Annotated in this window: 25 protein-coding genes and 1 other RNA gene; 11 read left to right on the forward strand and 15 right to left on the reverse strand. The window is 62.9% G+C overall.

The genetic code is table 11. The features are described 5' to 3' along the window. Positions 1 to 47: 47 nt before the first annotated feature. Entirely contained in the window at positions 48 to 1,406 is a 1,359-nt protein-coding gene (locus BUQ73_RS25230; RefSeq protein ID WP_027920892.1) for a glutamine synthetase family protein, read from the reverse strand. Between the two features lie 574 nt (positions 1,407 to 1,980). On the opposite strand from BUQ73_RS25230, the gene BUQ73_RS25240 reads away from it, so the two are divergent. Next, entirely contained in the window at positions 1,981 to 3,357 is a 1,377-nt protein-coding gene (locus BUQ73_RS25240; RefSeq protein WP_027920891.1) for a glutamine synthetase family protein, read from the forward strand. A 153-nt stretch (positions 3,358 to 3,510) separates the two neighbouring features. Here BUQ73_RS25240 and argA read toward each other — a convergent pair whose 3' ends face one another. Then, positions 3,511 to 4,809, reverse strand: a complete 1,299-nt coding sequence (gene argA, locus BUQ73_RS25245) for an amino-acid N-acetyltransferase (RefSeq protein ID WP_079230132.1) — start codon at positions 4,807 to 4,809, stop codon at positions 3,511 to 3,513. A 125-nt stretch (positions 4,810 to 4,934) separates the two neighbouring features. After that, positions 4,935 to 6,077 carry an acetylornithine deacetylase gene (argE, locus tag BUQ73_RS25250; protein ID WP_027920889.1) on the reverse strand — a complete coding sequence of 381 codons (1,143 nt, stop codon included), beginning with the start codon at positions 6,075 to 6,077 and terminating at the stop codon, positions 4,935 to 4,937. Positions 6,078 to 6,191: 114 nt separating this feature from the next. Between argE and BUQ73_RS25255 the strand changes: the two genes are divergently transcribed. Next, positions 6,192 to 7,568: an inorganic triphosphatase gene (locus BUQ73_RS25255; protein ID WP_079230133.1), complete on the forward strand. Its 1,377-nt coding sequence runs from the start codon at positions 6,192 to 6,194 to the stop codon at positions 7,566 to 7,568. 172 nt (positions 7,569 to 7,740) lie between these two features. On the opposite strand, the gene BUQ73_RS25260 is transcribed toward BUQ73_RS25255, so the two are convergent. Continuing rightward, entirely contained in the window at positions 7,741 to 8,211 is a 471-nt protein-coding gene (locus BUQ73_RS25260; RefSeq protein ID WP_079230134.1) for an Lrp/AsnC family transcriptional regulator, read from the reverse strand. A 127-nt stretch (positions 8,212 to 8,338) separates the two neighbouring features. Between BUQ73_RS25260 and BUQ73_RS25265 the strand changes: the two genes are divergently transcribed. The 3 genes from BUQ73_RS25265 (at position 8,339) to BUQ73_RS25275 (ending at position 10,836) form a co-directional block, all read left to right on the forward strand. Beyond that, positions 8,339 to 8,656, forward strand: a complete 318-nt coding sequence (locus BUQ73_RS25265) for a hypothetical protein (RefSeq protein WP_079230135.1) — start codon at positions 8,339 to 8,341, stop codon at positions 8,654 to 8,656. Between the two features lie 99 nt (positions 8,657 to 8,755). Then, positions 8,756 to 10,432 (forward strand): GspE/PulE family protein, encoded by a 1,677-nt coding sequence (locus tag BUQ73_RS25270; RefSeq protein WP_079230136.1) that lies wholly within the window; start codon positions 8,756 to 8,758, stop codon positions 10,430 to 10,432. Positions 10,433 to 10,521: 89 nt separating this feature from the next. Further along, positions 10,522 to 10,836, forward strand: coding sequence for a DUF2388 domain-containing protein (locus tag BUQ73_RS25275; RefSeq protein ID WP_079230137.1), 315 nt, complete (start codon positions 10,522 to 10,524; stop codon positions 10,834 to 10,836). A gap of 114 nt (positions 10,837 to 10,950) precedes the next feature. Here BUQ73_RS25275 and gcvP read toward each other — a convergent pair whose 3' ends face one another. Further along, positions 10,951 to 13,824: an aminomethyl-transferring glycine dehydrogenase gene (gene gcvP / locus BUQ73_RS25280; protein WP_079230138.1), complete on the reverse strand. Its 2,874-nt coding sequence runs from the start codon at positions 13,822 to 13,824 to the stop codon at positions 10,951 to 10,953. Positions 13,825 to 13,948: 124 nt separating this feature from the next. Between gcvP and BUQ73_RS28790 the strand changes: the two genes are divergently transcribed. After that, positions 13,949 to 14,308 (forward strand): transposase, encoded by a 360-nt coding sequence (locus BUQ73_RS28790; protein WP_237772709.1) that lies wholly within the window; start codon positions 13,949 to 13,951, stop codon positions 14,306 to 14,308. 8 nt (positions 14,309 to 14,316) lie between these two features. Next, positions 14,317 to 15,150: an IS3 family transposase gene (locus BUQ73_RS25285; RefSeq protein ID WP_237772777.1), complete on the forward strand. Its 834-nt coding sequence runs from the start codon at positions 14,317 to 14,319 to the stop codon at positions 15,148 to 15,150. 124 nt (positions 15,151 to 15,274) lie between these two features. Here BUQ73_RS25285 and gcvH read toward each other — a convergent pair whose 3' ends face one another. From gcvH to BUQ73_RS25330, 9 genes are all read right to left on the reverse strand, one after another. Further along, positions 15,275 to 15,658, reverse strand: a complete 384-nt coding sequence (gcvH, locus tag BUQ73_RS25290; RefSeq protein ID WP_079230139.1) for a glycine cleavage system protein GcvH — start codon at positions 15,656 to 15,658, stop codon at positions 15,275 to 15,277. Between the two features lie 48 nt (positions 15,659 to 15,706). Beyond that, positions 15,707 to 16,789: a glycine cleavage system aminomethyltransferase GcvT gene (gene gcvT / locus BUQ73_RS25295; protein ID WP_079230140.1), complete on the reverse strand. Its 1,083-nt coding sequence runs from the start codon at positions 16,787 to 16,789 to the stop codon at positions 15,707 to 15,709. Between the two features lie 123 nt (positions 16,790 to 16,912). Further along, complete coding sequence (locus BUQ73_RS25300; RefSeq protein WP_079230141.1) at positions 16,913 to 18,535, reverse strand: ABC transporter permease; 1,623 nt, start codon at positions 18,533 to 18,535, stop codon at positions 16,913 to 16,915. 161 nt (positions 18,536 to 18,696) lie between these two features. Further along, a complete protein-coding gene (locus tag BUQ73_RS25305) occupies positions 18,697 to 19,698 on the reverse strand; it encodes an extracellular solute-binding protein (RefSeq protein WP_079230142.1) in 1,002 nt (333 codons plus the stop codon). Positions 19,699 to 19,902: 204 nt separating this feature from the next. Then, positions 19,903 to 21,120 (reverse strand): 2-octaprenyl-3-methyl-6-methoxy-1,4-benzoquinol hydroxylase, encoded by a 1,218-nt coding sequence (locus tag BUQ73_RS25310; protein ID WP_192858732.1) that lies wholly within the window; start codon positions 21,118 to 21,120, stop codon positions 19,903 to 19,905. A 9-nt stretch (positions 21,121 to 21,129) separates the two neighbouring features. Beyond that, entirely contained in the window at positions 21,130 to 21,612 is a 483-nt protein-coding gene (locus tag BUQ73_RS25315; RefSeq protein WP_079230144.1) for a DUF4442 domain-containing protein, read from the reverse strand. Further along, positions 21,609 to 22,808 carry a 2-octaprenyl-6-methoxyphenyl hydroxylase gene (ubiH, locus tag BUQ73_RS25320; RefSeq protein ID WP_079230145.1) on the reverse strand — a complete coding sequence of 400 codons (1,200 nt, stop codon included), beginning with the start codon at positions 22,806 to 22,808 and terminating at the stop codon, positions 21,609 to 21,611. The genes BUQ73_RS25315 and ubiH overlap by 4 nt, the downstream gene beginning before the upstream one ends. Continuing rightward, positions 22,805 to 24,139 carry a Xaa-Pro aminopeptidase gene (pepP, locus tag BUQ73_RS25325; RefSeq protein WP_079230146.1) on the reverse strand — a complete coding sequence of 445 codons (1,335 nt, stop codon included), beginning with the start codon at positions 24,137 to 24,139 and terminating at the stop codon, positions 22,805 to 22,807. Before pepP ends, ubiH begins: the two co-directional genes overlap by 4 nt. 22 nt (positions 24,140 to 24,161) lie before the next feature. Next, positions 24,162 to 24,716 carry a YecA family protein gene (locus BUQ73_RS25330; protein ID WP_079230147.1) on the reverse strand — a complete coding sequence of 185 codons (555 nt, stop codon included), beginning with the start codon at positions 24,714 to 24,716 and terminating at the stop codon, positions 24,162 to 24,164. Positions 24,717 to 24,898: 182 nt separating this feature from the next. Between BUQ73_RS25330 and BUQ73_RS25335 the strand changes: the two genes are divergently transcribed. The 4 genes from BUQ73_RS25335 to BUQ73_RS25350 all read left to right on the forward strand — a co-directional run bounded on the left by BUQ73_RS25335 (position 24,899) and on the right by BUQ73_RS25350 (position 26,260). Then, the gene (locus BUQ73_RS25335; RefSeq protein WP_029886233.1) at positions 24,899 to 25,081 is read left to right on the forward strand and encodes a TIGR02449 family protein; all 183 of its coding nucleotides are present in this window, start codon (positions 24,899 to 24,901) and stop codon (positions 25,079 to 25,081) included. Beyond that, positions 25,078 to 25,398: a cell division protein ZapA gene (locus tag BUQ73_RS25340; RefSeq protein WP_079230148.1), complete on the forward strand. Its 321-nt coding sequence runs from the start codon at positions 25,078 to 25,080 to the stop codon at positions 25,396 to 25,398. The genes BUQ73_RS25335 and BUQ73_RS25340 overlap by 4 nt, the downstream gene beginning before the upstream one ends. A 17-nt stretch (positions 25,399 to 25,415) precedes the next feature. Beyond that, a non-coding RNA gene (gene ssrS / locus BUQ73_RS25345) (6S RNA) lies at positions 25,416 to 25,595 on the forward strand. Between the two features lie 56 nt (positions 25,596 to 25,651). Further along, positions 25,652 to 26,260 carry a 5-formyltetrahydrofolate cyclo-ligase gene (locus tag BUQ73_RS25350; RefSeq protein ID WP_079230149.1) on the forward strand — a complete coding sequence of 203 codons (609 nt, stop codon included), beginning with the start codon at positions 25,652 to 25,654 and terminating at the stop codon, positions 26,258 to 26,260. Positions 26,261 to 26,279: 19 nt separating this feature from the next. Here BUQ73_RS25350 and BUQ73_RS28525 read toward each other — a convergent pair whose 3' ends face one another. Beyond that, a complete protein-coding gene (locus tag BUQ73_RS28525) occupies positions 26,280 to 26,429 on the reverse strand; it encodes a hypothetical protein (protein WP_192858674.1) in 150 nt (49 codons plus the stop codon). Between the last annotated feature and the right edge of the window lie 147 nt (positions 26,430 to 26,576).

Here is a 26,576-nt window from a genome sequence, read left to right on the forward strand (position 1 = left end):
CTTCTCCATGTTCCGCAGGCCGCCGGCGGGCGGCCTCAGGGGGTTGATCACACAGCAAACAGCAGGAACTCACGCTCCCAGGAGCTGATGACACGCTTGAAGTTCTCGTGCTCGGCGCGTTTGGTGGCGACGTAGCCGGTGATGAATTTCTTGCCCAGGTACTGCACCAGCGCACGGCTGATTTCCATGCGTTCGAGGGCGTCCTCGATGGTCAGCGGCAGACGCAGGTTGCGGCGCTCGTAGCCACGGCCCTGAACCGGTGCGCTGGCTTCGATGCCCTCGACCATGCCGATATAGCCGCACAGCAGGCTGGCGGCGATGGCCAGGTAAGGGTTGGCATCGGCGCCCGGCAGGCGGTTCTCGACACGGCGGTTCTGCGGGCCGGCATCCGGTACGCGCAGGCCTACGGTGCGGTTCTCCTCACCCCACTCGACGTTCACCGGCGCCGAGGTGTCGGGCAGGAAGCGGCGGAACGAGTTGACGTTGGGGGCGAACAGCGGCAGCGCTTCGGGGATGAACTTCTGCAAGCCACCGATGTGGTGCAGGAACAGTTCGCTCATGCTGCCGTCTTCATTGCTGAAAATGTTCTTGCCAGTGGCCACGTCGACCACGCTCTGGTGCAGGTGCATGGCACTGCCCGGCTCGCCGGTCATCGGCTTGGCCATGAAGGTGGCAGCGACGTTGTGCTTGAGCGCAGCCTCGCGCATGGTGCGCTTGAACACCAGGATCTGGTCGGCCAGGTGGAGGGCGTCGCCGTGACGGAAGTTGATTTCCATCTGCGCCGTGCCGTCTTCGTGGATCAGCGTATCGAGGTCCAGGCGCTGCAATTCGCACCAGTCGTAGACGTCTTCGAACAGCGGGTCGAATTCGTTGGCGGCCTCGATCGAGAACGACTGGCGGCCGGTTTCCGGGCGGCCAGAGCGGCCAACCGGTGGCTGCAGCGGGAAGTCCGGGTCTTCGCTGCGCTTGGTCAGGTAGAACTCCATCTCCGGCGCGACGATCGGCTGCCAGCCCTTGTCGGCATACAGCTTGAGGACTTTCTTCAGCACGTTGCGCGGCGACAGTTCGACCGGGTTGCCCTTCTTGTCGTAGGTGTCGTGGATTACCTGGGCGGTCGGCTCGATGGCCCACGGCACCAGGAACACAGCATCCTGGTCGGGTCGGCAGATCATGTCGATGTCGGCCGGGTCGAGCAGGTCGTAATAGATGTCATCGTCGACATAGTCGCCGGTCACGGTCTGCAACAGCACGCTCTCGGGCAGGCGCATGCCTTTTTCGGCGATGAACTTGTTGGTCGGCGAGATCTTGCCGCGGGTGATGCCGGTCAGGTCGCTGATCAGGCATTCCACTTCGGTGATCTTGTGCTCTTTCAACCAATCAGTGAGCTGGTCGAGGTTGTTACTCATAAATACCTCAGGAGGTAAGGTGGTCCGCGCTCTGATTCTGGATGGAGTAGATTGCTAAAGCAAAAACCCACGCGCAGGCGCACTGTGGATACACTGAAACCAAGCGTGTCCGTAGTGGGATCAAAGGGCAGGAATACGAGAAGAGCAACGAAAAAGCGTTACGAGGTGTGGTCCAGGTGCGCAAAGCGTCAATTATTGCGGCCATGCAGGCCACAGCTCGACTGATGCGTGCGGGAACGGCAGGGATACCCGACTGCACTGCGCAGGCAGCGCGTTCAGGTCGCGACAAGCGGACCATGTGACCCTCGTATTATTGTGTTCTGGGTTGAGTCCGAGCTTAGCCTTGTTAATTTTTTTACACAACACCTCCGTAAAAAATAAAACACGGCATGTCGGAGATAGCCCTTTGCGAGGGAAATAGCGGATAATGGCACGCCCCGATATGCAGCAAATCTGCCGTCGATGTGCCATTTCAGGGCATCATGGGGTTGGCTTGACATCAGTTTGTCTTTTCGATTGACTGGTCCTGCAAGCCCCCCTTGATTGATATTTTTAACAACAAAGGTGTTGCATCATGTCGGTACCCCCGCGTGCCGTTCAGCTTAACGAAGCGAACGCGTTCCTTAAGGAACATCCTGAGGTTCTCTACGTTGACCTTTTGATTGCAGATATGAATGGTGTGGTGCGCGGCAAGCGCATTGAGCGCACCAGCCTCCACAAGGTTTACGAGAAAGGCATCAACCTGCCTGCCTCCCTCTTCGCCCTGGACATCAACGGTTCCACCGTCGAAAGCACCGGGCTGGGCCTGGACATCGGCGATGCTGACCGCATCTGCTATCCAATCCCCGACACGCTCTGCAATGAGCCGTGGCAAAAGCGTCCTACCGCCCAGCTGCTGATGACCATGCACGAACTGGAAGGCGAGCCGTTCTTCGCTGACCCGCGCGAAGTGCTGCGTCAGGTGGTGAGCAAGTTCACCGACATGGGCCTGACCATCTGCGCCGCGTTCGAGTTGGAGTTCTACCTCATCGACCAGGAGAACGTGAACGGCCGCCCGCAGCCGCCACGCTCGCCAATCTCGGGCAAGCGCCCGCAGTCGACCCAGGTGTACCTGATCGACGACCTCGACGAATATGCCGACTGCCTGCAGGACATCCTGGAAGGCGCGAAAGAGCAAGGCATCCCGGCCGACGCCATCGTCAAGGAAAGCGCCCCGGCGCAGTTCGAAGTCAACCTGCACCACGTTGCCGACCCGCTCAAGGCCTGCGACTACGCGGTACTGCTCAAGCGGTTGATCAAGAACATCGCCTACGACCATGAAATGGACACCACCTTCATGGCCAAGCCCTACCCGGGCCAGGCTGGCAACGGCCTGCATGTACACATCTCCGTGCTGGACAAAGATGGCAACAACATCTTCACCAGCGAGGATCCCGAGCAGAACGCCGCGCTACGTCACGCTGTCGGCGGTGTGCTCGAGACCCTGCCTGCGTCCATGGCGTTCCTCTGCCCGAACGTCAACTCCTACCGCCGCTTCGGCGCGCAGTTCTACGTGCCGAACGCGCCGAGCTGGGGCCTGGACAACCGTACCGTGGCCCTGCGTGTGCCGACTGGCTCTGCAGATGCCGTGCGTATCGAGCACCGCGTAGCTGGCGCCGACGCCAACCCGTACCTGATGATGGCTGCCGTGCTGGCAGGCGTGCACCACGGCCTGACCAACAAGATCGAGCCAGGCACGCCAATTGAAGGCAACTCGTACGAGCAGCTGGAGCAGAGCCTGCCGAACAACCTGCGCGATGCCCTGCGCGAGCTGGACGACAGCGAGATCCTGAACAAGTACATCGATCCGAAGTACATCGACATCTTCGTCGCGTGCAAGGAAAGCGAGCTGGAGGAGTTCGAGCACTCGATCTCCGACCTCGAGTACAACTGGTATCTGCACACCGTGTAAACAAAAACGCCGCCCCTGATGTGGGAGCGGCCTTGTGTCGCGAAAGGGGTGCGAAGCGCCCCCCAAAATTTGTGCATCCGCCTGATATTGCCGGGGCCGCTCTGCGGCCCTTTCGCGACACAAGGCCGCTCCCACATAAGGGCGCGCTATGGTTTAGAGGGATTTCTCGAAAATCTTCGAATTGCGCTGGTAGTTGTACAGCGAAGCACGCGCAGCCGGCAGCCGCTCAACACCGCTGGGCGCAAACCCGCGTTCACGGAACCAGTGCGCCGTGCGGGTGGTAAGCACGAACAAGGTGTTCAACCCCATCTGCCTCGCCCGCCCTTCGATCCGCTCAAGCAGCTCATCCCCACGCCCACCATGGCGGTATTCCGGGTTCACCGCCAGGCACGCCAGTTCACCCGCCTGCGAATCGGCAATCGGGTACAGCGCCGCGCAGGCAATGATCATCCCTTCACGCTCGACCACGCTGAACTGTTCGATCTCGCGTTCCAGCACCTCGCGTGAACGACGCACCAGGATGCCCTGCTCTTCCAGCGGGCTGATCAGCTCCAGCAGGCCACCGACATCATCGATGGTCGCCTCACGTACTACCTCGAACTGCTCCTGCGACACCAACGTACCGCCACCCTCACGGGTGAACAGCTCGGTCAGCAGCGCACCGTCCTCGGCATAACTGACGATATGGCTACGCGCCACACCGCCTTTGCAGGCCTCGGCGGCGGCATCCAGCAGCTCGCCCTGGTAATCGCTGCCCAGGCGCGCCAGGTGCGGGGCGATCTGTTGCGGGCGTAATTCACGTACCAGCTTGCCGTTTTCGTCCAGCAGGCCAGGTTCGGCGCCGAACAGCAGCAGCTTGTCTGCACCCAGCTCGATGGCAGCGCGCGTAGCGACATCTTCGCAAGCCAGGTTGAAGATTTCACCGGTGGGCGAGTAGCCCAGCGGCGACAGCAGCACGATGGAGCGTTCGTCGAGCAGGCGGCTGATGCCCTTGCGATCGACCCGGCGCACCTCGCCGGTGTGGTGGTAGTCCACCCCTTCGAGCACGCCGATCGGCCGTGCAGTGACCAGGTTGCCGGAGGCCACGCGCAAGCGCGAGCCCTGCATCGGCGAGGCGGCGATATCCATCGACAGGCGCGCCTCGATGGCCAGGCGCAGGGCACCGACGGCATCGATCACGCAGTCCAGGGTGGCGGTATCAGTAATGCGCATGCCCCGGTGGTAGTGCGGGGTCAGGCCGCGATCAGACAGACGGCTTTCGATCTGCGGGCGCGACCCATGTACCAGCACCAGGCGCACACCCAGGCTGTGCAGCAGCACCAGGTCGTGGACGATATTGCCGAAATTCGGGTGTTCAACCCCATCGCCGGGGAGCATGACCACGAAGGTGCAGTCGCGATGGGCATTGATGTACGGGGAGGCATGACGTAGCCAGTTGACGTATTCGGGCATGACAGGGCCTGTGGATAAAGTGGACGGAGAACGGTGAATCACACGGCGTTCAGGATCATCGTCGGAACAGGCTTGCGGTCACGCGCGGTCTCCTCTAGGCAAGAACGAATCAACAGGGTGGACGTTTAATTCAGGCAGTAGTGCCGGATCAAGTCACGCAATAGACGCACGGTAGGCTCGATTCGTGACATTTCAAGGTATTCGCCGGGCTGGTGAGCACAGGCGATATCGCCGGGGCCCAGCACGATGGTCTGGCAACCCAGCTGCTGAAGATAAGGCGCTTCGGTACCGAACGCCACCGCTTCGGCGCGATGGCCAGTGAGGCGTTCGGCCACTTGCACCAGTTCGGCGTCGGCGGCCTGCTCGAAGGGCGGCACCTCCGGGAACAGCGGCGCATAGTCGATACGCACCTCATGGCGCTCGGCCACCGGCTTCAGCTTGCCGCGAATGGCAGCGCGCAGCTGTTCGACATCCATGCCAGGCAGCGGGCGCAGGTCGAACTCCAGGGCGCACTGGCCACAGATGCGGTTGGGGTTGTCCCCCCCATGGATGCAGCCGAAGTTCATGGTTGGCGTAGGCACGGTAAATTGCGGATTGCGGAAGGTTTCCTGCCACTGCCGGCGCAGGCCCATCAGTTCACCCATCACCTCATGCATGGCCTCCATCGCGCTGTGGCCCAGGCTCGGGTCGGACGAATGGCCGCTGCGCCCGAGGATGTCGATGCGGTCCATGAGTATGCCCTTGTGCATACGGATCGGCCGCAGGCCCGTGGGCTCGCCGATCACCGCAGCGCGGCCGAGTGGCTGGCCGGCGGCTGCCAGGGCCCGGGCGCCGGACATCGAGCTTTCTTCATCGCAGGTGGCGAGGATCAGCAGTGGTTGCTTGAAATCGTGCTCAAGCAGCGGAATCACCGCTTCGATGACCAAGGCGAAAAAGCCTTTCATGTCACAGCTGCCCAGGCCGACCCAGCGGCCGTCGACCTCGGTCAGCTTGAGCGGGTCGCTGGACCACAGCTGTTCGTCATAGGGCACGGTGTCGCTATGGCCTGCCAACACCAGGCCGCCGGGGCCGGTGCCACGGCTGGCCAGCAAGTTGAACTTGCCCGGGCTGACCTGGCGGATGTCACAACTGAACCCCAGATCGCCCAACCAGCCGGCCAGCAGGTCGATGACCTGGCGGTTGGACTGGTCCAGCGCAGGCTGGGTGCAACTGACCGAGGGCGCGGCGATCAAGGCGGCAAACTGGTCTTTCAGCGTTGGCAACGGCATGCGCGTACTCCTCGGAAGCGTTGCCCATCATAGGGCCATCCGGCGCAAGGAATAAACCGTTGCCGGCCCAGTCCTGTAGACTGCACGGCAATCACGCCCTCCTTCGAGCCTGCGATGCACAAAGAAACCGAACTCAAGCTCCGCGCCAGTCGCGAGACCCTGGCTGCCCTGCGCGAGCACCCCCTGCTGAAAAAGCGCAACAAGTCCGGCTGGCAGACCCGCGAGCTGCTCAACCAGTACTTCGACACCCCTGCGCGCGACCTCTCCGCCGCCCGTGTCGCCCTGCGCCTGCGCCGCGACGGCGAGGAGATCATCCAGACCCTGAAGTGCCGTGGCCAGAGCGTCGCCGGGCTGTCCGAGCGCAACGAATACGAATGGCACCTGGACAAGGTCAAGCTCGACCTGAAAAAGCTCGACGCCACCTGCTGGCCAGAGCAACTGGCCGAGCTGGACAAGAAAACCATCAAGCCGCTGTTCACCACCGATTTCACCCGCGAGTTCGCCGAAATCGCCTGGGGCCGTGGCAAGAGCAAGGTAGTGATCGAGGCCGCGCTGGACCAGGGCTTCGTGATCGCCGGCAAGCAGAAGGAAGAGATCTGCGAGCTCGAACTGGAGCTGCGCGAAGGCGCCCCTGAAGCGCTGCTGGAGCTGGCTGCCGAGCTGGCCGCCAGCCTGCCGCTGATGCCGTGCGACATCAGCAAGGCCGAGCGCGGCTACCGCCTGCTGGAGCCGGACAGCTACGAGCTGGGCCTGCCAACCACCGAGCTGGACGCCGAAATGGCCGTGGACGACGCCTTCACCGCCCTCGCCTGGCAATTGCTGGGCAGCAGCCAGCGCCTGGCCGAGCAGTATCGCCACAATGGCCACTGGCGCCTGCTGCAGGACTGGGTGCAGTGCCTGGCCGAACTGCGCGCACTGGTTGCCAGCCTGGGCCAAGCCGCGCCACGCGCGACTACCCGCGAGCTGCGCGCCAGCCTCGACGCGCTGCTGGAAGACTGGCGCCCGCTGGTGCAGGCCGGCAATGACGACGAAGACATCCGCCGCGCCGCGCCCGAGCAGTTCATCGAAGAGCTCGAAGACGTACGCTGGGGCCAGTTCTCCCTGGAAACCTCACGCTGGCTGCTGGCCCGTGCCTGGGCCGTGGAGCGCAAGGGCCGTGGCGAGCGCCAGGGCAAGGCGCAGCTGGCCAGCTGGCTGGCGCACCTGCTGGGCGAGGAAGGCCGCTCGCTGAAGCTGCCGCTGTACACCCAGCGCCCGGAAGACCTGGCCGAACAGCTACCGCGTATCGAACAGCTGCTGGCCTGGCTGCACCATGCTCGCCAGGTGCTCGAAGCACCGCAGATGGACCGCCTGTACGGCGACCTGAAAAAGCTGCATGAACTGGCTGAGCTGCCGTTGGGCGAAGAGCCTGGCGAACTGCTGGAAGCGCGTATCGAGCAGGCTCGGGCGGTCGATCAGAGCCGTGGCTGGAAGCACTTGCTCAAGGCTTGAGACCGCCTCTGAAGGCTAACAAGGCTTTGTAGGAGCGGCCTTGTGTCGCGAAAGGGGTGCGAAGCGCCCCCAGGATCTGTGCAGTAGGCTGAATTTGCCGGGTCCGCTTTGCGGCCCTCTTGCGACACTAGGCCGCTCCTACAGGGGCCGCATCAGCGGATCTGAAGCGGCCTCACCTCGACAGTGGCAGGCTGGTGGTGGACTTGATCTCCGACAGCGCCACAATTGAGTTCACTTCCTGAATACCCGGCACGTTCGAGAGCTTTTCGAAGAAGAAGCGTTCATAAGCCTCGATATCCGAGGTAACGATGCGCAACAGAAAGTCCACTGCCCCCATCAGCACATAGCACTCCAGCACTTCCGGAAACCCGCGGATCGCCTCGGTGAATTCGGTGAAGTTGGAACGGCCGTGGGCGTTGAGTTTCACCTCGGCGAAAATCTGCGTATTCAGGCCGACTTTCTTGCGGTCCAGCAGGGTCACCTGCCCACGGATCACCCCTTCCTCTTTCAGCCGCTGAATCCTGCGCCAGCAGGGTGATTGCGACAGCCCGACACGCTCGGCGATCTGCGCACTGGACAGCGACGCGTCCTCTTGCAGGAGCTCGAGAATGCGCCGGTCATAGGCATCCAGTTCGCCTTGCATTAATAATTCTCCAAAAAGCACTTATTCGAATTGAACAATCTGCAGCACTAGCCATTCGATGGAATCATAGCGAAAAAATACCGCACTCGACGTGCAAGAATTTCTCCCACATTCGCGGAGACCCAGCATGAACGCACTCGAACGCCCTCTGCCCCGCAGCGATGCCTGGGCCGCCAACACCAGCCACAGCAGCGTACGATATCGCCTGCAGGCCGAAGCCGAGCCGGATACCCTTTGCCGGGTGCTCAACCTGTTTGCCCTGCAGTTCCTGACACCGCACAGCGTGCAGGTCAACCAGCAGGAAGACTGGCTCGACATCGAAGTTGGCATCGGCGGGCTGAGCTGGCATCGGGCGCAAGTGATTGCGCAAAAACTGCGCAACCTGGTGTGTGTCGGGGAAGTGAGCCTGGAAAACCTGGCGCGCCTGGAGCTGGCGGTGATCTGAAGCCCGGCGGCGCAAAATCCCGAAATCCTTTCCCAAGCCTCGTTCCGCCAGGCACGGCTAGCCTTGACCAAGGTCTCCCCCAAGGCACGGACGCCGCCGATGTTCACACCCAACGAGCAAGCCCTCGACCTCAAAAGCCTGCTGGACGCCTTGCAAGCCGACCAGCACCTGACTGCCAACGATTCATGCCAGGTTCGCGAACAAGCGTCCCGCTACAGTGCTCACCACCCGCTTGAAACCATCGCTGCCGTGGGCCTGGAAGATCGCAGCCAGCCCGGCCAACGGCTGAATCTGGACACCCTCTGCCAATGGCTGGCGCAAAAAGTCGGTCAGCCCTACCTGCGTATCGACCCCATGCAACTCGACCTGGCCCGGGTCAATGGCCTGATCTCCCCTGCCTTCGCGCAACGCCACGGCATCTTGATCGTGGCCAACGAAGCCGATGCCATCACTGTGGCCAGTGCCGAACCTTATCAACAGCTGTGGCAGGCCGACCTCGCGCGCAGCCTGGGCAAGCCGATCCGTCGGGTGCTGGCCAGCCCGCTGCAGATCCGCCAACTGGGCCAGTCGCTGTTCCGCCTGGCCCACTCGGTACAAGGTGCGCAGCACCAGCAAGCGACCAGCCTGGGTGAGCTCGAACACTTGCTTGAGCTCGGCAAGCGCCAGGTGGAGGCCACCGCCGATGATGCGCACATCGTGCATATCGTCGACTGGTTGCTGCAGTACGCCATCGAGCAACGCGCCAGTGACATCCATCTGGAGCCACGCCGCGACCAGGGCCACCTGCGCTACCGCATCGACGGGCTGCTACACACGGTCTACGCCTTCCCGGCCAGCGTCACGCTGGCCGTGGTCAGCCGCCTGAAACACCTGGGGCGCATGGACGTAGCGGAAAAGCGCCGCCCACAGGACGGCAGGGTGAAGAGCAGCCTGCCAGGCGGCAGCGAAGTGGAGCTGCGCCTCTCGACGCTGCCGACGCCCTTTGGTGAAAAACTGGTACTGCGCTTGTTCGACCCGCGCCAGTTGCAGGAAGATTTCGACCAGCTGGGCCTGGAGGGCGAGCAGTTGAGCCAGTGGCAAACGCTATTGCAGCGTCGCCAGGGCATCTTGCTGGTCACCGGGCCAACCGGCTCCGGCAAGACCAGCACGCTTTACGCCAGCCTCAAGTTGCTGGCCACACCGCAGGTCAACCTGTGCACCATCGAAGACCCGATCGAGCGCCTGGAACCGGCGTTCAACCAGTTACAGGTGCAGCCTGCCCTGGGCCTGGGTTTTGCCGATGGCGTGCGCGCCCTGCTGCGCCAGGACCCGGACATCATCATGATCGGCGAGATCCGCGATCGCGAAACCGCAATGGTGGCCGTTCAGGCTGCCCTCACCGGGCACCTGGTGCTCTCCACCCTGCACACCAATGACACCTGCAGCGCCATTACCCGCCTGCTGGAGCTGGGAGTTGCCGATTACCTGATCCGGGCGACCCTGGGTGGGGTCATGGCCCAACGTTTGGTGCGCGTGCTTTGCCACACATGCCACGGCCGCCCATCGAGCGATCCGTGCCAAGTCTGCCGGGGCACTGGCTATCGTGGCCGGACGGGTTTGTTCGAACTGCTGATCCCGAGTGAAAGCCTGCGTGCACGGATAAGTGCCAGCACCGATCTGGCCGAACTGCAACGGCAAGCTCTAGCTGAAGGGTTACAGGATCTGCGCAGCTGCGGGCAGGCGAAAGTGACCCGCGGGCTGACCCGTCTGGAGGAGGTGCTGCGGGTCTGTTCCTGAGCAAAAAACCCTTGTATTCAAGGAACTTGCGGCCATTTCGCTGGATCAAACCGGCCATCTCCAACCCTCACCCTTCGAGGTGTTTCATCATGCGTCTCAAAACCGCCATCGCAGCTGCTGCCCTGCTTTCGCTGCCTGTTGGCTCCGCCATGGCCGATACCTTCTGGCGTAACGTAATGACCTCTGGCGCCACCACGGCGTCGAGCTACATCACCTCGCACGACCACAAGCTGGTACTCGCGGCGCAGGATGACGCCGGCAGCTTCGTCGCCAGTGAGGGTGCGATCCGCGGGCCGTTCCTGGAGCAGGCGCTGCAACAGGTGCGTGCCGAGAACCCAGGGATGCAAGCCTCGGACATGGAACTGGCCAACGCCATCCTGGCCAAGAACGCGGTAGCCAACTAAGGCTTTGGGGGCGCTATGCGCCCCTTTCGCGACACAAGGCCGCTCCTACAGCAGATCACGAACCCTTGCAGGAGCGGCCTTGTGTCGCGATGGGCCGCAATGCGGCCCCAGATTTCAGCGGTAAGCCTCCACAGGCACGCAAGCACAGAACAGATTCCTGTCCCCATACACATTGTCGACCCGGTTCACCGCTGGCCAGTACTTGTGCAGCCGCACGTGGGCACTGGGCGCAACCGCCTGCTCCAGGCTATAAGGCCGGGCCCACGGCGCCAGCACATCGGCCAGGGTATGCGGCGCATGCTTGAGCGGGTTGTCCTCCGCCGGCCAGTTACCTTCCTGCACCTGGGCAATTTCCGCCCTAATTGCCAGCATCGCTTCGACGAAGCGGTCCAGCTCGGCCTTCGACTCGCTTTCAGTGGGCTCGATCATCAGCGTTCCCGGTACCGGGAACGACATGGTCGGGGCATGGAAGCCATAGTCCATCAGGCGCTTGGCGACGTCCTCCTCGGTGATGCCGGTCTGCGCCTTGAGCGGCCGCAGGTCGAGGATGCACTCATGCGCCACCCGCTGGTTGCGCCCGCGGTACAACACCGGGAACGCGCCGCCGAGCTGGCTGGCCAGGTAGTTGGCCGAAAGGATCGCCACTTCGCTCGCATCAGCAAGCTGAGGGCCCATCATGGCGATGTACATCCAGCTGATCGGCAGGATGCTCGCACTGCCCCAGGGCGCGGCGCTGACCGCGCTGTTGTTAGGGTCCAGGCCCGGCACGGGCACTACCGGGTGGCTGGCGACGAACGGCTTCAGATGAGCACGGATGCCGATCGGCCCCATGCCCGGGCCGCCACCGCCGTGAGGGATACAAAAGGTCTTGTGCAGGTTCATGTGTGAAACGTCGGCGCCAATGTCCGCTGGCCGCGCCAGGCCGACCTGGGCGTTGAGGTTGGCACCGTCCATGTACACCTGGCCACCGTGCTGGTGGACCACCTCGCAGATCTCGCGGATACCTTCTTCGTACACGCCATGGGTCGAGGGGTAGGTGACCATCAGGCACGACAGCTTGTCGCCGGCGGCATGGGCCTTGGCTTTGAGGTCTTCGAGGTCGACGTTGCCAGCATCGTCACAATCGACGATCACCACCTCCATGCCAGCCATCTGTGCCGAGGCCGGGTTGGTGCCGTGGGCCGACGACGGGATCAGGCACAGCGTGCGCTGGGGTTGATGACGGCTGCGGTGATAGCGGGTGATGGCCATGAGCCCGGCATATTCACCCTGGGCGCCGGAGTTGGGCTGCATGCAGATGGCGTCGAAGCCGGTAATAGCGCACAACCAGCTTTCCAGCTCGTCGATCATCGCCTTGTAGCCGGTGACCTGTGCTGCCGGTGCAAAGGGATGAAGCTGGGCGAAAGCAGGCCAGGTGATGGGGATCATCTCGCTGGTGGCATTGAGCTTCATGGTGCAGGAGCCCAGCGGGATCATCGACTGGTTCAGCGCCAGGTCCTTGTTCTCCAGCTGCTTGAGGTAGCGCAGCATCTCGGTTTCGCTGTGGTGCAGGTTGAATACCGGGTGGCTGAGGAACGGCGTGCGTCGCACCAGCGCAGCGGGGATGCCTTCCGGTAACGCGTGCTGGTCGAGGGTAGCGATATCCAGGCCGTGATCGACGCCCAGGAAAATATCCAGCAGCCGCAGCACGGTGGCTTCGCTGCAGGTCTCGTCCAGGCTCACGCCCAGATGGCCGCGGCCCAGGATACGCAGGTTGATGCGGGCGGCTTCGGCACTTTCGATGATCGCTGCCTGGGCGCCGCCGACATCCAGGGTCAAGGTGTCGAAAAAGTGCTGGTTGAGGCGCTTGATGCCTTTGGCCTCAAGGCCTGCTGCCAGCACAAAGGTCAGCCGGTGCACGCGCTGGGCAATGCGCTGCAGGCCCTCGGGGCCGTGATACACCGCATAGAACCCGGCGATGTTGGCCAGCAGTACCTGGGCTGTGCAGATGTTGGAGTTGGCTTTTTCGCGGCGGATATGTTGCTCGCGCGTCTGCAGGGCCATGCGTAGCGCAGTATTGCCACGGGCATCGCGGGACACGCCGATGATGCGCCCGGGCATCGCCCGCTTGTAATCGTCACGGCACGCAAAATAGGCCGCGTGTGGACCACCGTAGCCCATAGGTACGCCGAAGCGCTGAGTCGAACCCAGCACCACATCGGCACCCAGCTCGCCGGGCGGAGTCAGCACCACCAGGCTGAGCAGGTCGGCAGCTACACAGGCCAGGGCCTGCTGGCTGTGTAACTGGTCGATGAACGGGCGCAGGTCGCGCACCTCGCCGTGGGTATCCGGGTATTGCAGCAAGGCACCGAAGACCTGGTGCTGAGCGAGGTTATCCACAGCGTCGACGATCAACTGGAAACCGAACCCTTCCGCGCGGGTTTTCAGCACCGACAAGGTCTGTGGATGGCAATGCTCGTCGGCAAAGAACGCGTTGCTCTTGTTGCGCGCCACACGCTTGGCCAGGGCCATGGCTTCGGCAGCCGCCGTGGCTTCGTCGAGCAATGACGCGTTGGCCAGCGCCAGGCCGGTGAGGTCGATGACCATCTGCTGGAAGTTCAGCAGCGCCTCCAGTCGACCTTGGGCGATTTCGGGCTGATAGGGCGTGTAGGCGGTGTACCAGCCGGGGTTTTCCAGCACGTTGCGCAAGATGACGGTGGGCGTGACGGTGCCGTGGTAGCCCATGCCGATGAGGCTGGTCCACACCTGGTTCTGCTCGGCGAAGCCTGCGAGTTTGGCCAACGCAGCCTGTTCATCCAGAGCCGGCGGCAGGTCGAGGGCACGGTTGAAGCGGATGCCTGGCGGCACGGTCTGCTCGATCAGCTCACTGCGGCTGTTGAGGCCGAGGGTGCTGAGCATTGCCTGCTGCTCCGAGGCATCGGGCCCCAGGTGGCGGCGCAGGAAAGGGTTGAGCTCTTGCAGTTGATGCAGGGATGGCGACTGGGACATGTCGACGCTCTCTTCCTAGACCAGGTCTCATGGAGACTTATAAGTCTAGGAAGGGATCGCCGATACTGCGGGAAAACTTGTTTCTGCAGGTTCGGCCTCTTCGCGGCTAAGGTGAACTGGCCTAATGATTTTGGACACCTTCATCGGGCGCTATGATGGCGCCCAATTGGAGGCAAAATCAGTGCGCAAGTCTTATTCGAAAGAACACAAAATCCAAGCTGCCGAAATGGTCCTGGACGGTGGCCAGTCAGTTCCTGAGGTATGCGAAATCCTCGGGATTGGCCGTACAGCCCTTCGCCGTTGGGTTGAGCAGGTACGCCAGGAGAGAGAGGGTAAGGTTCCGACTGGAGCCAAAGCCATCACTCCGGAGCAGCAACGTATCGAAGAGCTGGAAGCATTGGTTCGTCAAAAGGATCGGGATATCGAAATCCTAAAAAAGGCCAGTGCTCTCCTGCTTCGGGACTCCAAAGATCGTTCTCGCTGATCAACGAGCTGAGTGAGCAATACGGTGTTGTCGACTGCTGTCGTGTGCTTGGGGTCAAACGCAGTAGTTTCTATGCATGGCGCAAACGCCAAGGGCGTGAGAATCCCGGCAGGGATGCTCTACGCTCGCGTGTAATCAATCACTTCATGGCGTCACGAAGCTCCGCGGGTTCACGCACGTTGATGCAAGAACTGCGGCGTGAAGGCCATGTGGTTGGGCGTTACAAAGTGCGTGCGCTTATGCGTGAAGCTGGCCTGAAATGCCGGCAGCGTAGGCCACACCGGTATCGGTCATCAGGCACGGAAGCACTGATTGCGGAAAACCAACTGAAGCGAAACTTCAAGGTTTCAACGATCAACGAGGTCTGGTGTGGCGATGTGACTTACATTCAGGTTGGCAGACGTTGGCTGTACTTGGCCGCAGTAATCGACTTGTACGCACGCCGAGTTGTGGGCTGGGCGTTTTCAATGACTGCTGATGCCAAGTTGGCCTGTGACGCGCTGCGCATGGCGTCTGAGTCCAGAGGCAAGCCTACGGGCGTGATGTTTCATTCAGATCAAGGTTGTCAGTACACCAGCCATAAATTCAGGGCTGTACTTGAAGAGTGCAGCTTGAAACAGAGCATGAGCCACCGTGGCCAATGCTGGGACAATGCGGCCATGGAGCGATTCTTCGGGGCATTGAAATCAGAATGGGTGCCAGCAGGAGGCTATGAATCCGAAGCTGAAGCTAAAGCCGACATCATGGCTTATTTGGTGCGCTACAACCTAAAGCGTCTCCACAGCTACAACGGCTACGAGACCCCGGTAGCTATGGAGGAAAAGCTCAGGGCAGCGGCATGAACCTTAACCGGTGTCCAAAATTACTTGACCAGATCAAAGCCGCTCCTACAAGGCATTGCACAGGCCTCGAGCGCGGCGCTGTGCCTGTAGGAGCGGCTTTAGCCGCGAAGCAGGCGACGCGGCGTTACTCGCCGATAGCGGCTGCGTAACCTGCAGCATCCAGCAGCTTGTCCAGCTCGGCCGGGTTGCTTGGCTTGAGCTTGAAGATCCACGACGCGTAGGGCTCTTCGTTAAGCAGCTCCGGGCTATCGGCCAGCTCTTCGTTGACCGCGATCACTTCACCGGAAACAGGAGCGTAGATGTCGGAAGCAGCCTTGACCGACTCGACCACGCCCGCAGCGTCGCCAGCGCCGAACACCTTGCCGACTTCGGCCAGTTCGACGAACACCACGTCACCCAGCGCTTGCTGGGCGTGGTCGCTGATGCCTACGGTGACGCTGCCATCAGCTTCCAGGCGTGCCCACTCGTGGCTTTCGGCGAAACGCAGATCGGCGGGGATATTGCTCATGTGTTGAATTCCTCGTTTGGGTCAGCGGTTCGGCCCGCCGTTAATTGTTCAGATCAGAATCTTGCCGTGGCGCACGAAGGTCGGTCTGACCACCCGCACCGGGTACCATTTGCCGCGGATCTCGACCTCGGCGCGGTCACCGGTAGCCATGGGCACGCGTGCCAGGGCAATGGATTTGCTCAGCGTAGGTGAGAAACTACCACTGGTGATCTCCCCTTCGCCAATCCCCGCTACACGAACCACTTGGTGGGCACGCAGCACACCGCGCTCTTCCAGCACCAAGCCAACCAGTTTTTCCTGCACACCGCGGTCGATTTCCGCCAACAGGCCAGCACGGCCGACGAAGTCGCGTTCAGCTGGCTCCCAGGCGACACACCAACCCAGGTTGGAGGTCAGCGGGGTGTGGCTTTCATCGATGTCCTGGCCGTACAGGTTCATGCCGGCTTCCAGGCGCAGGGTATCGCGCGCACCCAGGCCGCTCGGCGCAATGCCGGCGCCGACCAGGTCGTTGAAGAACGCTACCGCCTGATCACCCGGCAGGATGATTTCCAGGCCGTCCTCACCGGTGTAGCCGGTGCGCGCGATGAACCAGTCACCTTCGGCAACACCTTCGAACGGGCGCAGTTCGCGGATAAGCGCGGCGCGCGCAGGGCTCAGCAGCGCGGCGACTTTCTCCCGGGCATGGGGCCCCTGGATGGCGAGGATGGCGAGGTCGGGGCGAACGTCGAACGATACGTTGAAACCGGCGCTCTGGCGCTGCAGCCAATCGATAACCTTGGCCCGCGTGGCCGCGTTGGTGACCAGGCGGTAACCGCTTTGGGTGCGGTAGACGATCAGGTCGTCGATGACCCCGCCGTCTTCGCTGAGCAACGGGCTGTACAGCGCCTTGCCGGCGCCATCGAGACGGGCCACGTCGTTGGCCAGCAGACGTTGCAGCCAGGGCGTGGCGTCGTCGCCGGCGATGTCGATGACCGTCATGTGGGAAACATCGAAGACACCGCAGTCGCTGCGCACCTGGTGGTGCTCCTCGACCTGCGAGCCATAGTGCAGCGGCATGTCCCAGCCGCCGAAATCGACCGTCTTGGCGCCAAGCGCCAGGTGCAAGTCGTACAAAAGCGTGCGCTGTCCCATGGGTTTCTCCTTCCGGGCGTGGCGAAGCGGCGGCGGTCGATGACGTTTAATCGTCAGCTCTTCTTGTAGGACCCGCCGCGCGAATGCCGCGCATTGTAGCCGCAAGGGCGCAAGCTGGCATCCTCAGTGACTGTGACCCGGACGACGAGCCGAACGGCGGATCAGCCCGATGACCGGCAACAGCCCCACCAGCACGAGGGTCAGCGCCGGCAGCGAGGCGCGCGCCCATTCGCCTTCGCTGGTCATCTCGAACACCCTGACCGCCAGGGTGTCCCAGCCGAACGGGCGCATCAGCAAGGTGGCGGGCATTTCCTTGAGCACATCGACGAACACCAGCAACGCGGCACTCAGGGCTCCGGGAACCAGCAACGGCAGATACACCTTGAAAAACAAACCCACGCCACCGACGCCAAGGCTGCGCGAAGCCTCCGGCAATGAGGGGCGGATGCGCTCCAGGCTGCTCTCCAATGGGCCATAGGCGACAGCGATGAAGCGCACAAGGTAGGCCAGCAGCAAGGCGGCGAGGCTGCCCAGCAGCAGCGGCTTACCTGCGCCACCCAACCAGGCCGACAGCGGAATGACCAGCTGATTATCCAGATAGCTGAAAGCCAGCATGATCGATACCGCCAGCACCGAGCCGGGCAAGGCGTAGCCCAGGTTGGCCAGGCCGACGCCCGCTCGGATACCGGCCGTCGGCGCCTGACGGCGGGCGAAGGCCAGCATCAGGGCCACGCAAACAGTGATCAACGCGGCCATGCCGCCCAGGTACAACGTATGCAGCACCAGGCCGACATACCGCTCGTCAAGGTCATGCCGACCGCGCTGCCAGAACCACGCCAGCAACTGCAGCACTGGAATGACGAATGCGCAGGCGAACACCAGCAGGCACCAGCCGCTGGCCAGCAGCGCCTTGAACCCACGCAAGTGGTAAAGCGCCTGGCCGCGCGGGCGCTCATTGCCACTGCGGGTCGCACCACGGGCGCGGCGCTCGCCGTACAGCACCAGCATCACCGCCAGCAGCAGCAGGCTGGCTAGCTGGGCCGCGCTGGCTAGGCTGAAAAAGCCGTACCAGGTCTTGTAGATGGCCGTGGTGAAGGTATCGAAGTTGAACACGGCCACTGCGCCAAAATCGGCCAGGGTCTCCATCAGCGCCAGGGCAATACCCGCACCAATCGCTGGCCGCGCCATCGGCAAGGCTACCCGCCAGAAGGCTTGCAGGGGTGTCAGGCCAAGTACCCGGGCAGCCTCCATCAAGCCCTTGCCCTGGGCCAGGAACGCCGTGCGCGCCAGCAGGTAGACATAGGGGTAGAACACCAGCACCAGAACGATGATCACCCCACCGGTGGAGCGTACCCGTGGCAGGCGCATGGGCCCGAACACCTCGCGCAGGGCGCTTTGCACGGGGCCGGCAAAGTCGAGCAGGCCGACGAAGACGAAGGCCAGCACGTAGGCAGGGATGGCAAACGGCAGCATCAGTGCCCAGTCGAGCCAGCGCCGGCCGGGGAACTCACACAGACTGGTGAGCCAGGCCAGGCTGACGCCGAGCACGGTGACGCCGATACCGACGCCGACCACCAGGGTCGCGGTATTGCCCAGCAGGCGGCCCATCTGGGTGTCGAGCAGGTGCGACCAGATCTGCAGGTCGACCGACTGCCAGGACAGCAGCAGCACACTCAAGGGCAGGAGGACCAGGGTGGCGGTCAAAGTGACCGGGAGGTACCAGCGGCTTTGTGGGGTGTGCGGCAAGGTTGAATTCTCGGTTGCAATAGCGACCGCTGCGCGGTCGTTCGCGGGTAAACCCGCTCCTACAGGGTTTAGCGCCATCCTGAAGTGCGATGGTGTTCCTGTGGGAGCGGGATTACCCGCGAAAGGGCCCTGAAATACCCCGGAAGAGTAAAGCCTGGTGCTTAATTCCAGCCAGCCCGATCCATCAGGCGAATGGCCTCGGCCTGGCGCTTGCCAGCCACTTCCACCGGAAGGCTGTCGGCCTTGAAGCTGCCCCAGGCAGCCACTTCATCCGACGGCTTGACCTTCGGGTTGGCCGGGAACTCCTGGTTGATGTCGGCGAACAGCTTCTGCGCCTCCTCGCCGGTCATCCATTCGACCAGCTTTTTGGCGGCTTCCGGGTGCGGTGCATGCTTGGTCAGGCCGATGCCCGAAAGGTTGACGTGCACGCCACGGTCACCTTGATTGGGCCAGAAGATCTTCACCGGCAGTTTCGGGTTCTGAGCGTGCAGGCGGCCGTAGTAGTAGGTGTTGACCACGCCCACATCGCACTGGCCGGCTTCGATGGCCTTGATCACGGCGTTGTCGTCAGAGAACACGTCAGTGGACAGGTTGCTGACCCAGCCTTTGACGATCTGTTCAGTCTTGGCTTCGCCGTGGTTCTCGATCAGCGTGGCCGTCAGCGATTGGTTGTACACCTTCTTCGCCGTGCGCAGGCACAGGCGGCCTTCCCAGTGCTTGTCGGCAAGGGCTTCATAAGTGGTCAGCTCGGCGGGTTTGACCCGCTCGGTGGAGTAGACGATGGTCCGCGCGCGCAAGCTCAGGCCGGTCCAGTCATGGGACGAAGCGCGATACTGCGGCGGGATGTTCTGGTCGATGATGTCCGACTTGATCGGCTGCAGAATGCCCATCTGCTCGGCCTGCCAGAGGTTGCCGGCATCGACGGTGAGCAGCAGGTCGGCCACACCGTTCTCGCCCTCGGCCTTGATGCGCTGCATCAGCGGCGCTTCCTTGTCGGTGATGAACTTGACCTTGACCCCGGTCTTGGCGGTGTAGGCGTCGAACACCGGCTTGATCAGCTCGTCGATGCGCGAGGAGTACACCACCACTTCGTCCGCCGCTTGGGCGGTGCCGCCGAACAGGGTCAGGGCCAGGGCGGCCAATAGGGGCTTGCGTGGCAACATGGAAAGCACTCCTCGGATCGTATGAGAGGCGCAAATGGTAGTGAATCCCATTTTCCAGCTCATCTACCGAGCAGTTACCGGATGTTGCAAGGCCCGCTTTGCGACCCTCTCGCGACACAAGGCCGCTCCTACAGGAGACCGCAGCCCCGGCCTTGCCGGGGCGCCGGACCGGTCAGAAAGGGCTGCAAAGCAGCCCCAGCCATCTCAAGCCTTGGCCAGTTCCGGCAGATCCCCGGTCAACCCCAAAGCCTGGCGTACGAACATCGCCTTGGCTTCCGGCATCTGTTCCACCAGCTTCAAGCCGCTGTTTCGCAGCCAGCGCAATGGCAACGGATTGGCCTGGAACAATCGCTCGAAGCCTTCCATCGCCGCCATCAATGCCAGGTTGTGCGGCATGCGCCTGCGCTCATAACGGCTAAGCACTTTCACATCCGCCAACCGCTCACCGCGCTCGCAGGCCTTCTCCAGCACCTCGGCCAGCACCGCAGCATCAAGGAAGCCCAGGTTGACACCCTGCCCGGCCAACGGGTGAATGGTGTGCGCAGCATCGCCGATCAACACCAACCCTTCGTCCACGTAGCGCTTGGCATGGCGCTGGCGCAACGGCACGCAAACGCGCGGGTCGGCTTCCAGCACATCGCCCAAACGCCCCTCGAAAGCGCGCTCCAGGGCCTTGAGGAAGGCCTGTTCATCCAGTCCCATGATCTGCTCGGCCTGCTCCGGAGTCGTCGACCAGACGATCGAGCACCAGTCCTGCTTGCCGTCACGGGACAGCGGCAGAAACGCGAGCGGCCCCTCATCGGTGAAACGCTGCCAGGCGGTGGCCTGGTGCGCGGCACTGCAGCGCACGCTGGTGACGATCGCGTGGTGCAGGTAATCCCATTCGCGGGTCTCGCAGCCGGCCAGGCGGCGCACCGCCGAATTGGCGCCGTCTGCGGCCACTACCAGTGGCGTACGCAGTTGGCGACCATCGGCCAGGGTCAGCAGCCATTCGTCACCGGAACGGCGCAGCTGTTCCAGACGGGCATTGGGCAACAGGCCGATGTCGCTGTCGTGCAGGCGCTCCAGCAGACCATCCTGGACCACCCGGTTCTCGACGATATGGCCGAGCACCTGGGCATGCACGCTGGCTGCCGAGAAATGAATCTGACCGGTACCGCTGCCATCCCATACATGCATGTCGGAATACGGCGACACACGCCGGCTGGCGATGCCGTCCCAGGCACCGAGGCGTTCAAGGATACGCTGGCTGGCCGCCGACAACGCACTGACCCGCGGCTCGAACGGGGCGGCGCCATCGAACGGTTTGACCGACAGCGGGCCGCCATCGAGCAGGAGAATTTCCAGGCCGCTGTGGCGAAGCGCCAGGGCCAGGGCGCTGCCGACCATACCGGCACCGACAATCAACAGATCTGCGCGCATTTCCATGCCTTACGCCTGCCTCGCTTGCGGCTTGAGCCGCACGTATAGGGTTTTATCGACCCGTGCCACCAGCTCGCCGGCTTCGTCACGGATATCGACCTGCACACGCGGCAGGTACTTCTTGCCGCTGGCGGTCTGCCGGCGGATTTCGTCCAGCAGCGCGTCATCGACGTGGAATTCGGCGTACACCGTGCTCTTGCCCGGGGCGATGAAATCGATGCTGGCGGCTTTGTCCCAGACGATGTATTCGCGGCCCAGCTGCTCGATCAGCAACAGCATGTAGAACGGATCGACCATCGAGTACAGGCTGCCGCCAAACTGGGTGCCGACGTAGTTGCGGTTCCAACGGGTCAGCTTCATGCGTACCTTGACGCTGCGCATGTCCGGGCTGATGTGCTGGATACGGATGCCGGCACCGATGTATGGCGGGTAGAAGTTCAGCAGCCAGCGCAACATGCGCGCCCGGCGCGCCAGCCTGCGCGGGTTGCTCATGCCTGGCCCCGCGGATCGGGGCGGGTACCGAGGCCCATGGCCTGGCGGGCAAACCAGCTTTTTGCCGGGGGCAGCAGGTCGAGCCCGAGCAGGCCGATATTGCGCCCGGCCGCCAGCAGCGGCTGGTTGCTGCCGAACAGGCGGGTGACCTGGTCGGAGAAGCCGATGGTCAGGGCCTGGTCGAGACGCTGGCGCTGGCGATAGGCCTGCAGACTGGCCAGGTCACCTGGCTGCTGCGGGCCTGCCAGCAGCGCATCGGCCAGCGATTGCACATCACGCAGCGAGAGGTTGAAGCCTTGACCGGCGATCGGGTGCAGGCTGTGCGCCGCGTTGCCCAGTACCACCAGGTGTGGCCGCACCTGCTCTTCGGCCTCGATCAGCGCGAGCGGGTAAAGATGCCGGGCACCGACCTGACGCAGGGCGCCGAGGCGGTAGCCAAAGGCATCCTGCAACTCGCTCAGGAAGCTGCGTTCGTCGATTTCGGCCAGGCGCCGAGCGTCCATCCCCTGCCGCGTCCAGACCAGCGCGCAGCGGTTTTCCGGCAACGGCAGCAAGGCCATCGGGCCTTGTTCTGTGAAGCGCTCGAAGGCTTGGCCACAGTGGGCCTCGCCCGGGGTGATGTTGGCGATCAACGCGCTCTGTTCGTACGGAGTACGGCGCACATGAATGCCCAACTGCTCGCGCAGACCCGAGCGGCCACCGTCGGCCAGCACTGCAAGGTCGCACTCCAGGCTGGTGTCGTCGTCCAGCAGCAGGCGGTAGCCACCCTCGATGGCCTGCATCGCCTTCACTTCGGCCGGGCAACGCCAGCTCACCACCTCACGGTCCAGCCCCTGCCACAGGCATTGGCCGAGCCAGGCATTCTCCACCACGTAACCCAGGGCCGGCACGCCCTCTTCCATGGCATCCAGGCGGGTAGCGCCGAAACGGCCGCGGTCAGAGACCTGAATCTGCCGAATCGGCTCGGCGCGCGGGCTGATGGTTTGCCACAGGCCAAGGTGCTGGTAGATCTGCCGGGTGCCGAACGACAAAGCCGAGGAGCGTGCATCGTAGCTCGGCTGGAAGCTGTCGCCGGGAGCGAACGGCTCGATCAACAGGATTTTCCAGCCACGTGCCTTGGCACTGGCCTGCAGGGCCAGGGCCAGGCTCGCGCCAACCAGACCGCCGCCGATGATCGCCAGGTTGACCCGACTCATGCCGCGTCCTTGCGCGCAGCCTGCATCAGCGCCTCGATCTCGGCGACTGTGCGGGGCACACCTGAAGTCAGAATTTCACAACCTTGCTTGGTCACTACCACGTCATCCTCGATCCTGATGCCGATGCCGCGCCATTTCTTCGCGACCTCCTGATTGTCGGCGGCAATGTAGATGCCCGGCTCGACCGTCAGCGCCATGCCGGGTTCCAGCACCCGCCACTCGCCGCCGACCTTGTATTCGCCGACATCGTGCACATCCATGCCCAGCCAGTGCCCGGCGCGGTGCATGTAGAAGGCCCGGTAGGCCTCGCTGTCGATCAATGCCTGCACCTCACCCTTGAGCAAGCCAAGCTCCACCAGGCCTTCAGTGATGACCTGCACGGTCGCCTCGTGGGCGTGGTTCCAGTGCTTGCCCGGGGCGATCTCGGCAAAGGCGGCAGCCTGGGCCTTGAGCACCAGCTCGTAAATGGCCTTCTGCTCGGGCGAAAAACGCCCGCTGACCGGGAAGGTACGGGTAATGTCGCTGGCGTAGCAGTCGATCTCGCAACCGGCATCGATCAGCACCAGGTCGCCGTCCTTGAGTGAGGCGTCGTTCTGCTGATAGTGCAGGATGCAGCCATTGCGCCCGGCGGCGACGATCGAACCATAGGCCGGCATCTTTGCCCCGCCCTTGCGAAACTCGTAGTCCAGCTCGGCTTCCAGGCTGTATTCATGCAACCCGGCCCGGCAGGCCTGCATGGCCCGCACATGGGCGCGCGCGGAGATATCTGCGGCAGCACGCATCACCTTCACTTCCGCCGCCGATTTATACAGGCGCATGTCGTGCAGCAGATGATCCAGCGCAACGAACTCGTTCGGCGGCTGCGCGCCGAGGCGCGCCTTGGAGCGGATCACATTGATCCAGTCCATCAGCCGGCGGTCGAACTCGGGGTTGCTGCCCATGGCGCTGTAGACCCGCTCGCGGCCTTCGATCAGGCCGGGCAGGATCTCGTCGATATCGGTGATCGGGAAGGCATCGTCCGCGCCGAAGTCACGCACAGCACCTTCCTGGCCGGCACGCAGCCCGTCCCACTGCTCGCGCTCAGGGTTGCGCTCGCGACAGAACAACACGTACTCGCCATGCTCGCGCCCGGGGATCAGCGCGATCACCGCCTCAGGCTCCGGGAAGCCGCTGAGGTACTGGAAATCGCTGTCCTGGCGGTACACGTGCTCGACGTCGCGGTTGCGGATGGCAACCGCGGCAGCCGGCAGGATGGCAATGCTGTTGGGGACCATCTGCGCCATCAGCGCCTTGCGCCGACGGGCATACTCGGCCTTGGGTATGTGGCTCATGGGCAGAACTACCCCCGGTTGATCAGTGCAGCGAAGGTTTTGGCGCGGGTGCGGCAGGCGCGGCCAGCTCCGTGTACAGCAACAGCGGTGCGACGCGCAGGTACTCCATGACCTCCATGTAGTCGCTCTCGCCGTCTTCGGATTCTTCGAGGGCTTCCTGGACCTGGGAAATGGCCACCAGGTCCTGCAGCACTTCCTTGGCTTCGGTAGACAGGTCCTTGCCACCTGCGTTCAGGCCAAAGCCGGTGATGAAGCCCTGGCACCACTGGCCCAGCGCCTCGGCGCGATCGGCAAGTGCGGCATCGTCGCTTGGCAGCAGCAGGACGATGGCCATGTCTTCGCCGTTCAGTTCGCCCTTGACCATCTCTTGCAGGCCGATCAGGGCATTGCGCACGGTGTCACCAGGTTCGGTTTCCAGCAGTTGGGCGGCATCGGCCAGCCAGGCCTCGGCATCGAAGCCTGCACCGGCACAGCTGCGCCCGATCAGCAGGCCGTGCAGCTCGGCAGGGGTTACAGGATGGCCATTGCTCGAAAGGAGCATGGCGAAGGCAACATAAGGCGATTGAGTATTAGGCATGGTCGGCTAGGCGCCAGACGGCGCATTTGACTAGAATGAAGACCTTGTATCCTAGCACCGGCAGGCGCGCCAAGACCATCGGCACTGGCCGCCGCTGCGCAGGGAGAGGCATCATCGCAGGGTGATTCAACGACGGAGCGAATCGAGTGCAACCCACGCAAGAGAACGACCTGCAAGCGCTGATGAGCCGGTTCGAGTTGCTGATTGAACGCGTCGAGCAACTAAAACGGCAAAATGCACTCCTAGTAGCTCAGGAAAAATCCTGGCGCGAGGAGCGCGCCCACCTCATCGAAAAGAACGAGATCGCCAAGCGCAAGGTCGAGTCGATGATTTTACGCCTGAAGGCCCTGGAGCAAGACTCATGAGTTCAAGCAATAGCGTCACCGTGCAGATCCTCGACAAGGAATATTCGATCATCTGCCCGCCGGAAGAGCGCAACAACCTGGTCAGCGCGGCGCGCTACCTGGATGGCAAGATGCGCGAGATCCGCAGCAGCGGCAAGGTGATCGGTGCCGACCGCATTGCGGTCATGGCAGCGTTGAACATCACGCACGAAATGCTCCACCGCCAGGAAGATCGCAGCGACGCGCCGGTGAGTGGCACCAGCCGTGAACAGGTGCGTGACCTGCTGGAACGGGTCGATCAGGCTTTGTCCGACGATGCGGGTACCAAAAACGGCTGAGATTGGTATACTGGCGCCACTCCCTGGGGGATGCGCCAGTCGGTTATGTCCCTGAGCCGATACGCACAACCACGGGGGTTGCACGCTGGGGCAGGTGTGCATGTCCGCCCGACGGAAAGCCTTAACGCCCCCTGCAATCTCCACCTTGAACTTTCGGGTTCAAGGGCTACACCGATAGCGGTCTTATCGGGGAGCCTGATTCTTCCTGCCCAGCGCTCAGCTGGGCAATCCGACACCTGGGATAGCCAGTGCCATGACTGAAACTGCGCCGCTCACCCGCCCCCAGCTTCGTCGCCTGCTTCGCAATGCCCGCCGCGCCCTTACACCCGCCCAGCAACTCCAGGCCTCACGCGGCCTGTACCGCCAACTGGCACAGCACCCATTGTTCCGCCGCGCCCGGCATATCGCTTTGTACCTGCCCAATGACGGTGAAATCGACCCGCGTTTTCTGCTGCGCGAGGCTCAGCGCCGAGGCAAGCGCACCTACCTGCCGGTGCTGCATGCCTGGCCGCGCACGCGCATGGTGTTCCAGCGTTTCGAACAGGGCGAAAAACTCAAGCGCAACCGCTTCCGTATTCCCGAGCCGTTGACCGATCGCCGGCGTCAGCGCCCAGTCTGGTCGCTGGACCTGATCCTGTTGCCGCTGGTCGGCTTTGATGAAGTTGGCGGGCGCCTGGGCATGGGCGGGGGTTTCTACGACCGCAGCCTGGCCTACCAGGCACGTCGCAAGACCTGGAAGAAACCACTGCTGCTAGGGCTGGCACATGAATGCCAGAAGGTCGAGCGACTGGCGCAGGCCAGTTGGGATGTACCACTGCAGGGCACGGTCAGCGACCGCGGCTGGTACCTGGCGCCGAACTGAACAGCGTGCGCGGGGGAAGTCAGCGTTGCTGTGGGTTGGCGTCGACCGGAGCCTGATAGGCGGTATCGAGCTTGCGCTCCCAGATACCCTGGGCATAACCGGTGGTGACCACACCAAGGCCAAAGATGAAGACCAGGATCCACAGTAGATCCGGTTTACGTTGATTCATCGAAGAATGCCCCCCTAGGCATACGTTCAGGCTCGGCGACCTTCTAGGTGCCGCCGGAGCGTCTAGCTTTAAAATCGGCGCATTTTCCGACAACCTGAGTCCACACGCAAACGTTGACGCCAACCGGCTGTCGGTTTCGTGCAACAG

Origin of the sequence: Pseudomonas putida, from assembly GCF_002025705.1 — a bacterium.
Lineage (GTDB): Bacteria > Pseudomonadota > Gammaproteobacteria > Pseudomonadales > Pseudomonadaceae > Aquipseudomonas > Aquipseudomonas putida_J.

Excerpts from the sequence above, each read along its gene's own strand:
- BUQ73_RS25260 (WP_079230134.1), bottom strand. The coding sequence starts at position 8,211 with ATGCAAGGCGAACTGGATGCCTATGACCGGCGCATTCTCGAGCTCCTG.
- BUQ73_RS25340 (WP_079230148.1), top strand. The coding sequence starts at position 25,078 with ATGAGTTCAAGCAATAGCGTCACCGTGCAGATCCTCGACAAGGAATAT.
- BUQ73_RS25255 (WP_079230133.1), top strand. The coding sequence starts at position 6,192 with ATGCACAAAGAAACCGAACTCAAGCTCCGCGCCAGTCGCGAGACCCTG.
- BUQ73_RS28525 (WP_192858674.1), bottom strand. The coding sequence starts at position 26,429 with ATGAATCAACGTAAACCGGATCTACTGTGGATCCTGGTCTTCATCTTT.
- BUQ73_RS25275 (WP_079230137.1), top strand. The coding sequence starts at position 10,522 with ATGCGTCTCAAAACCGCCATCGCAGCTGCTGCCCTGCTTTCGCTGCCT.
- BUQ73_RS25330 (WP_079230147.1), bottom strand. The coding sequence starts at position 24,716 with ATGCCTAATACTCAATCGCCTTATGTTGCCTTCGCCATGCTCCTTTCG.
- BUQ73_RS25240 (WP_027920891.1), top strand. The coding sequence starts at position 1,981 with ATGTCGGTACCCCCGCGTGCCGTTCAGCTTAACGAAGCGAACGCGTTC.
- BUQ73_RS25315 (WP_079230144.1), bottom strand. The coding sequence starts at position 21,612 with ATGAGCAACCCGCGCAGGCTGGCGCGCCGGGCGCGCATGTTGCGCTGG.
- argE (WP_027920889.1), bottom strand. The coding sequence starts at position 6,077 with ATGCCGTTGCCAACGCTGAAAGACCAGTTTGCCGCCTTGATCGCCGCG.
- gcvT (WP_079230140.1), bottom strand. The coding sequence starts at position 16,789 with ATGGGACAGCGCACGCTTTTGTACGACTTGCACCTGGCGCTTGGCGCC.
- BUQ73_RS25350 (WP_079230149.1), top strand. The coding sequence starts at position 25,652 with ATGACTGAAACTGCGCCGCTCACCCGCCCCCAGCTTCGTCGCCTGCTT.
- gcvH (WP_079230139.1), bottom strand. The coding sequence starts at position 15,658 with ATGAGCAATATCCCCGCCGATCTGCGTTTCGCCGAAAGCCACGAGTGG.
- BUQ73_RS25305 (WP_079230142.1), bottom strand. The coding sequence starts at position 19,698 with ATGTTGCCACGCAAGCCCCTATTGGCCGCCCTGGCCCTGACCCTGTTC.
- BUQ73_RS25335 (WP_029886233.1), top strand. The coding sequence starts at position 24,899 with ATGAGCCGGTTCGAGTTGCTGATTGAACGCGTCGAGCAACTAAAACGG.
- argA (WP_079230132.1), bottom strand. The coding sequence starts at position 4,809 with ATGCCCGAATACGTCAACTGGCTACGTCATGCCTCCCCGTACATCAAT.
- BUQ73_RS25230 (WP_027920892.1), bottom strand. The coding sequence starts at position 1,406 with ATGAGTAACAACCTCGACCAGCTCACTGATTGGTTGAAAGAGCACAAG.
- BUQ73_RS25310 (WP_192858732.1), bottom strand. The coding sequence starts at position 21,120 with ATGCGCGCAGATCTGTTGATTGTCGGTGCCGGTATGGTCGGCAGCGCC.
- BUQ73_RS25270 (WP_079230136.1), top strand. The coding sequence starts at position 8,756 with ATGTTCACACCCAACGAGCAAGCCCTCGACCTCAAAAGCCTGCTGGAC.
- gcvP (WP_079230138.1), bottom strand. The coding sequence starts at position 13,824 with ATGTCCCAGTCGCCATCCCTGCATCAACTGCAAGAGCTCAACCCTTTC.
- ubiH (WP_079230145.1), bottom strand. The coding sequence starts at position 22,808 with ATGAGTCGGGTCAACCTGGCGATCATCGGCGGCGGTCTGGTTGGCGCG.
- pepP (WP_079230146.1), bottom strand. The coding sequence starts at position 24,139 with ATGAGCCACATACCCAAGGCCGAGTATGCCCGTCGGCGCAAGGCGCTG.
- BUQ73_RS25265 (WP_079230135.1), top strand. The coding sequence starts at position 8,339 with ATGAACGCACTCGAACGCCCTCTGCCCCGCAGCGATGCCTGGGCCGCC.
- BUQ73_RS28790 (WP_237772709.1), top strand. The coding sequence starts at position 13,949 with ATGATTTTGGACACCTTCATCGGGCGCTATGATGGCGCCCAATTGGAG.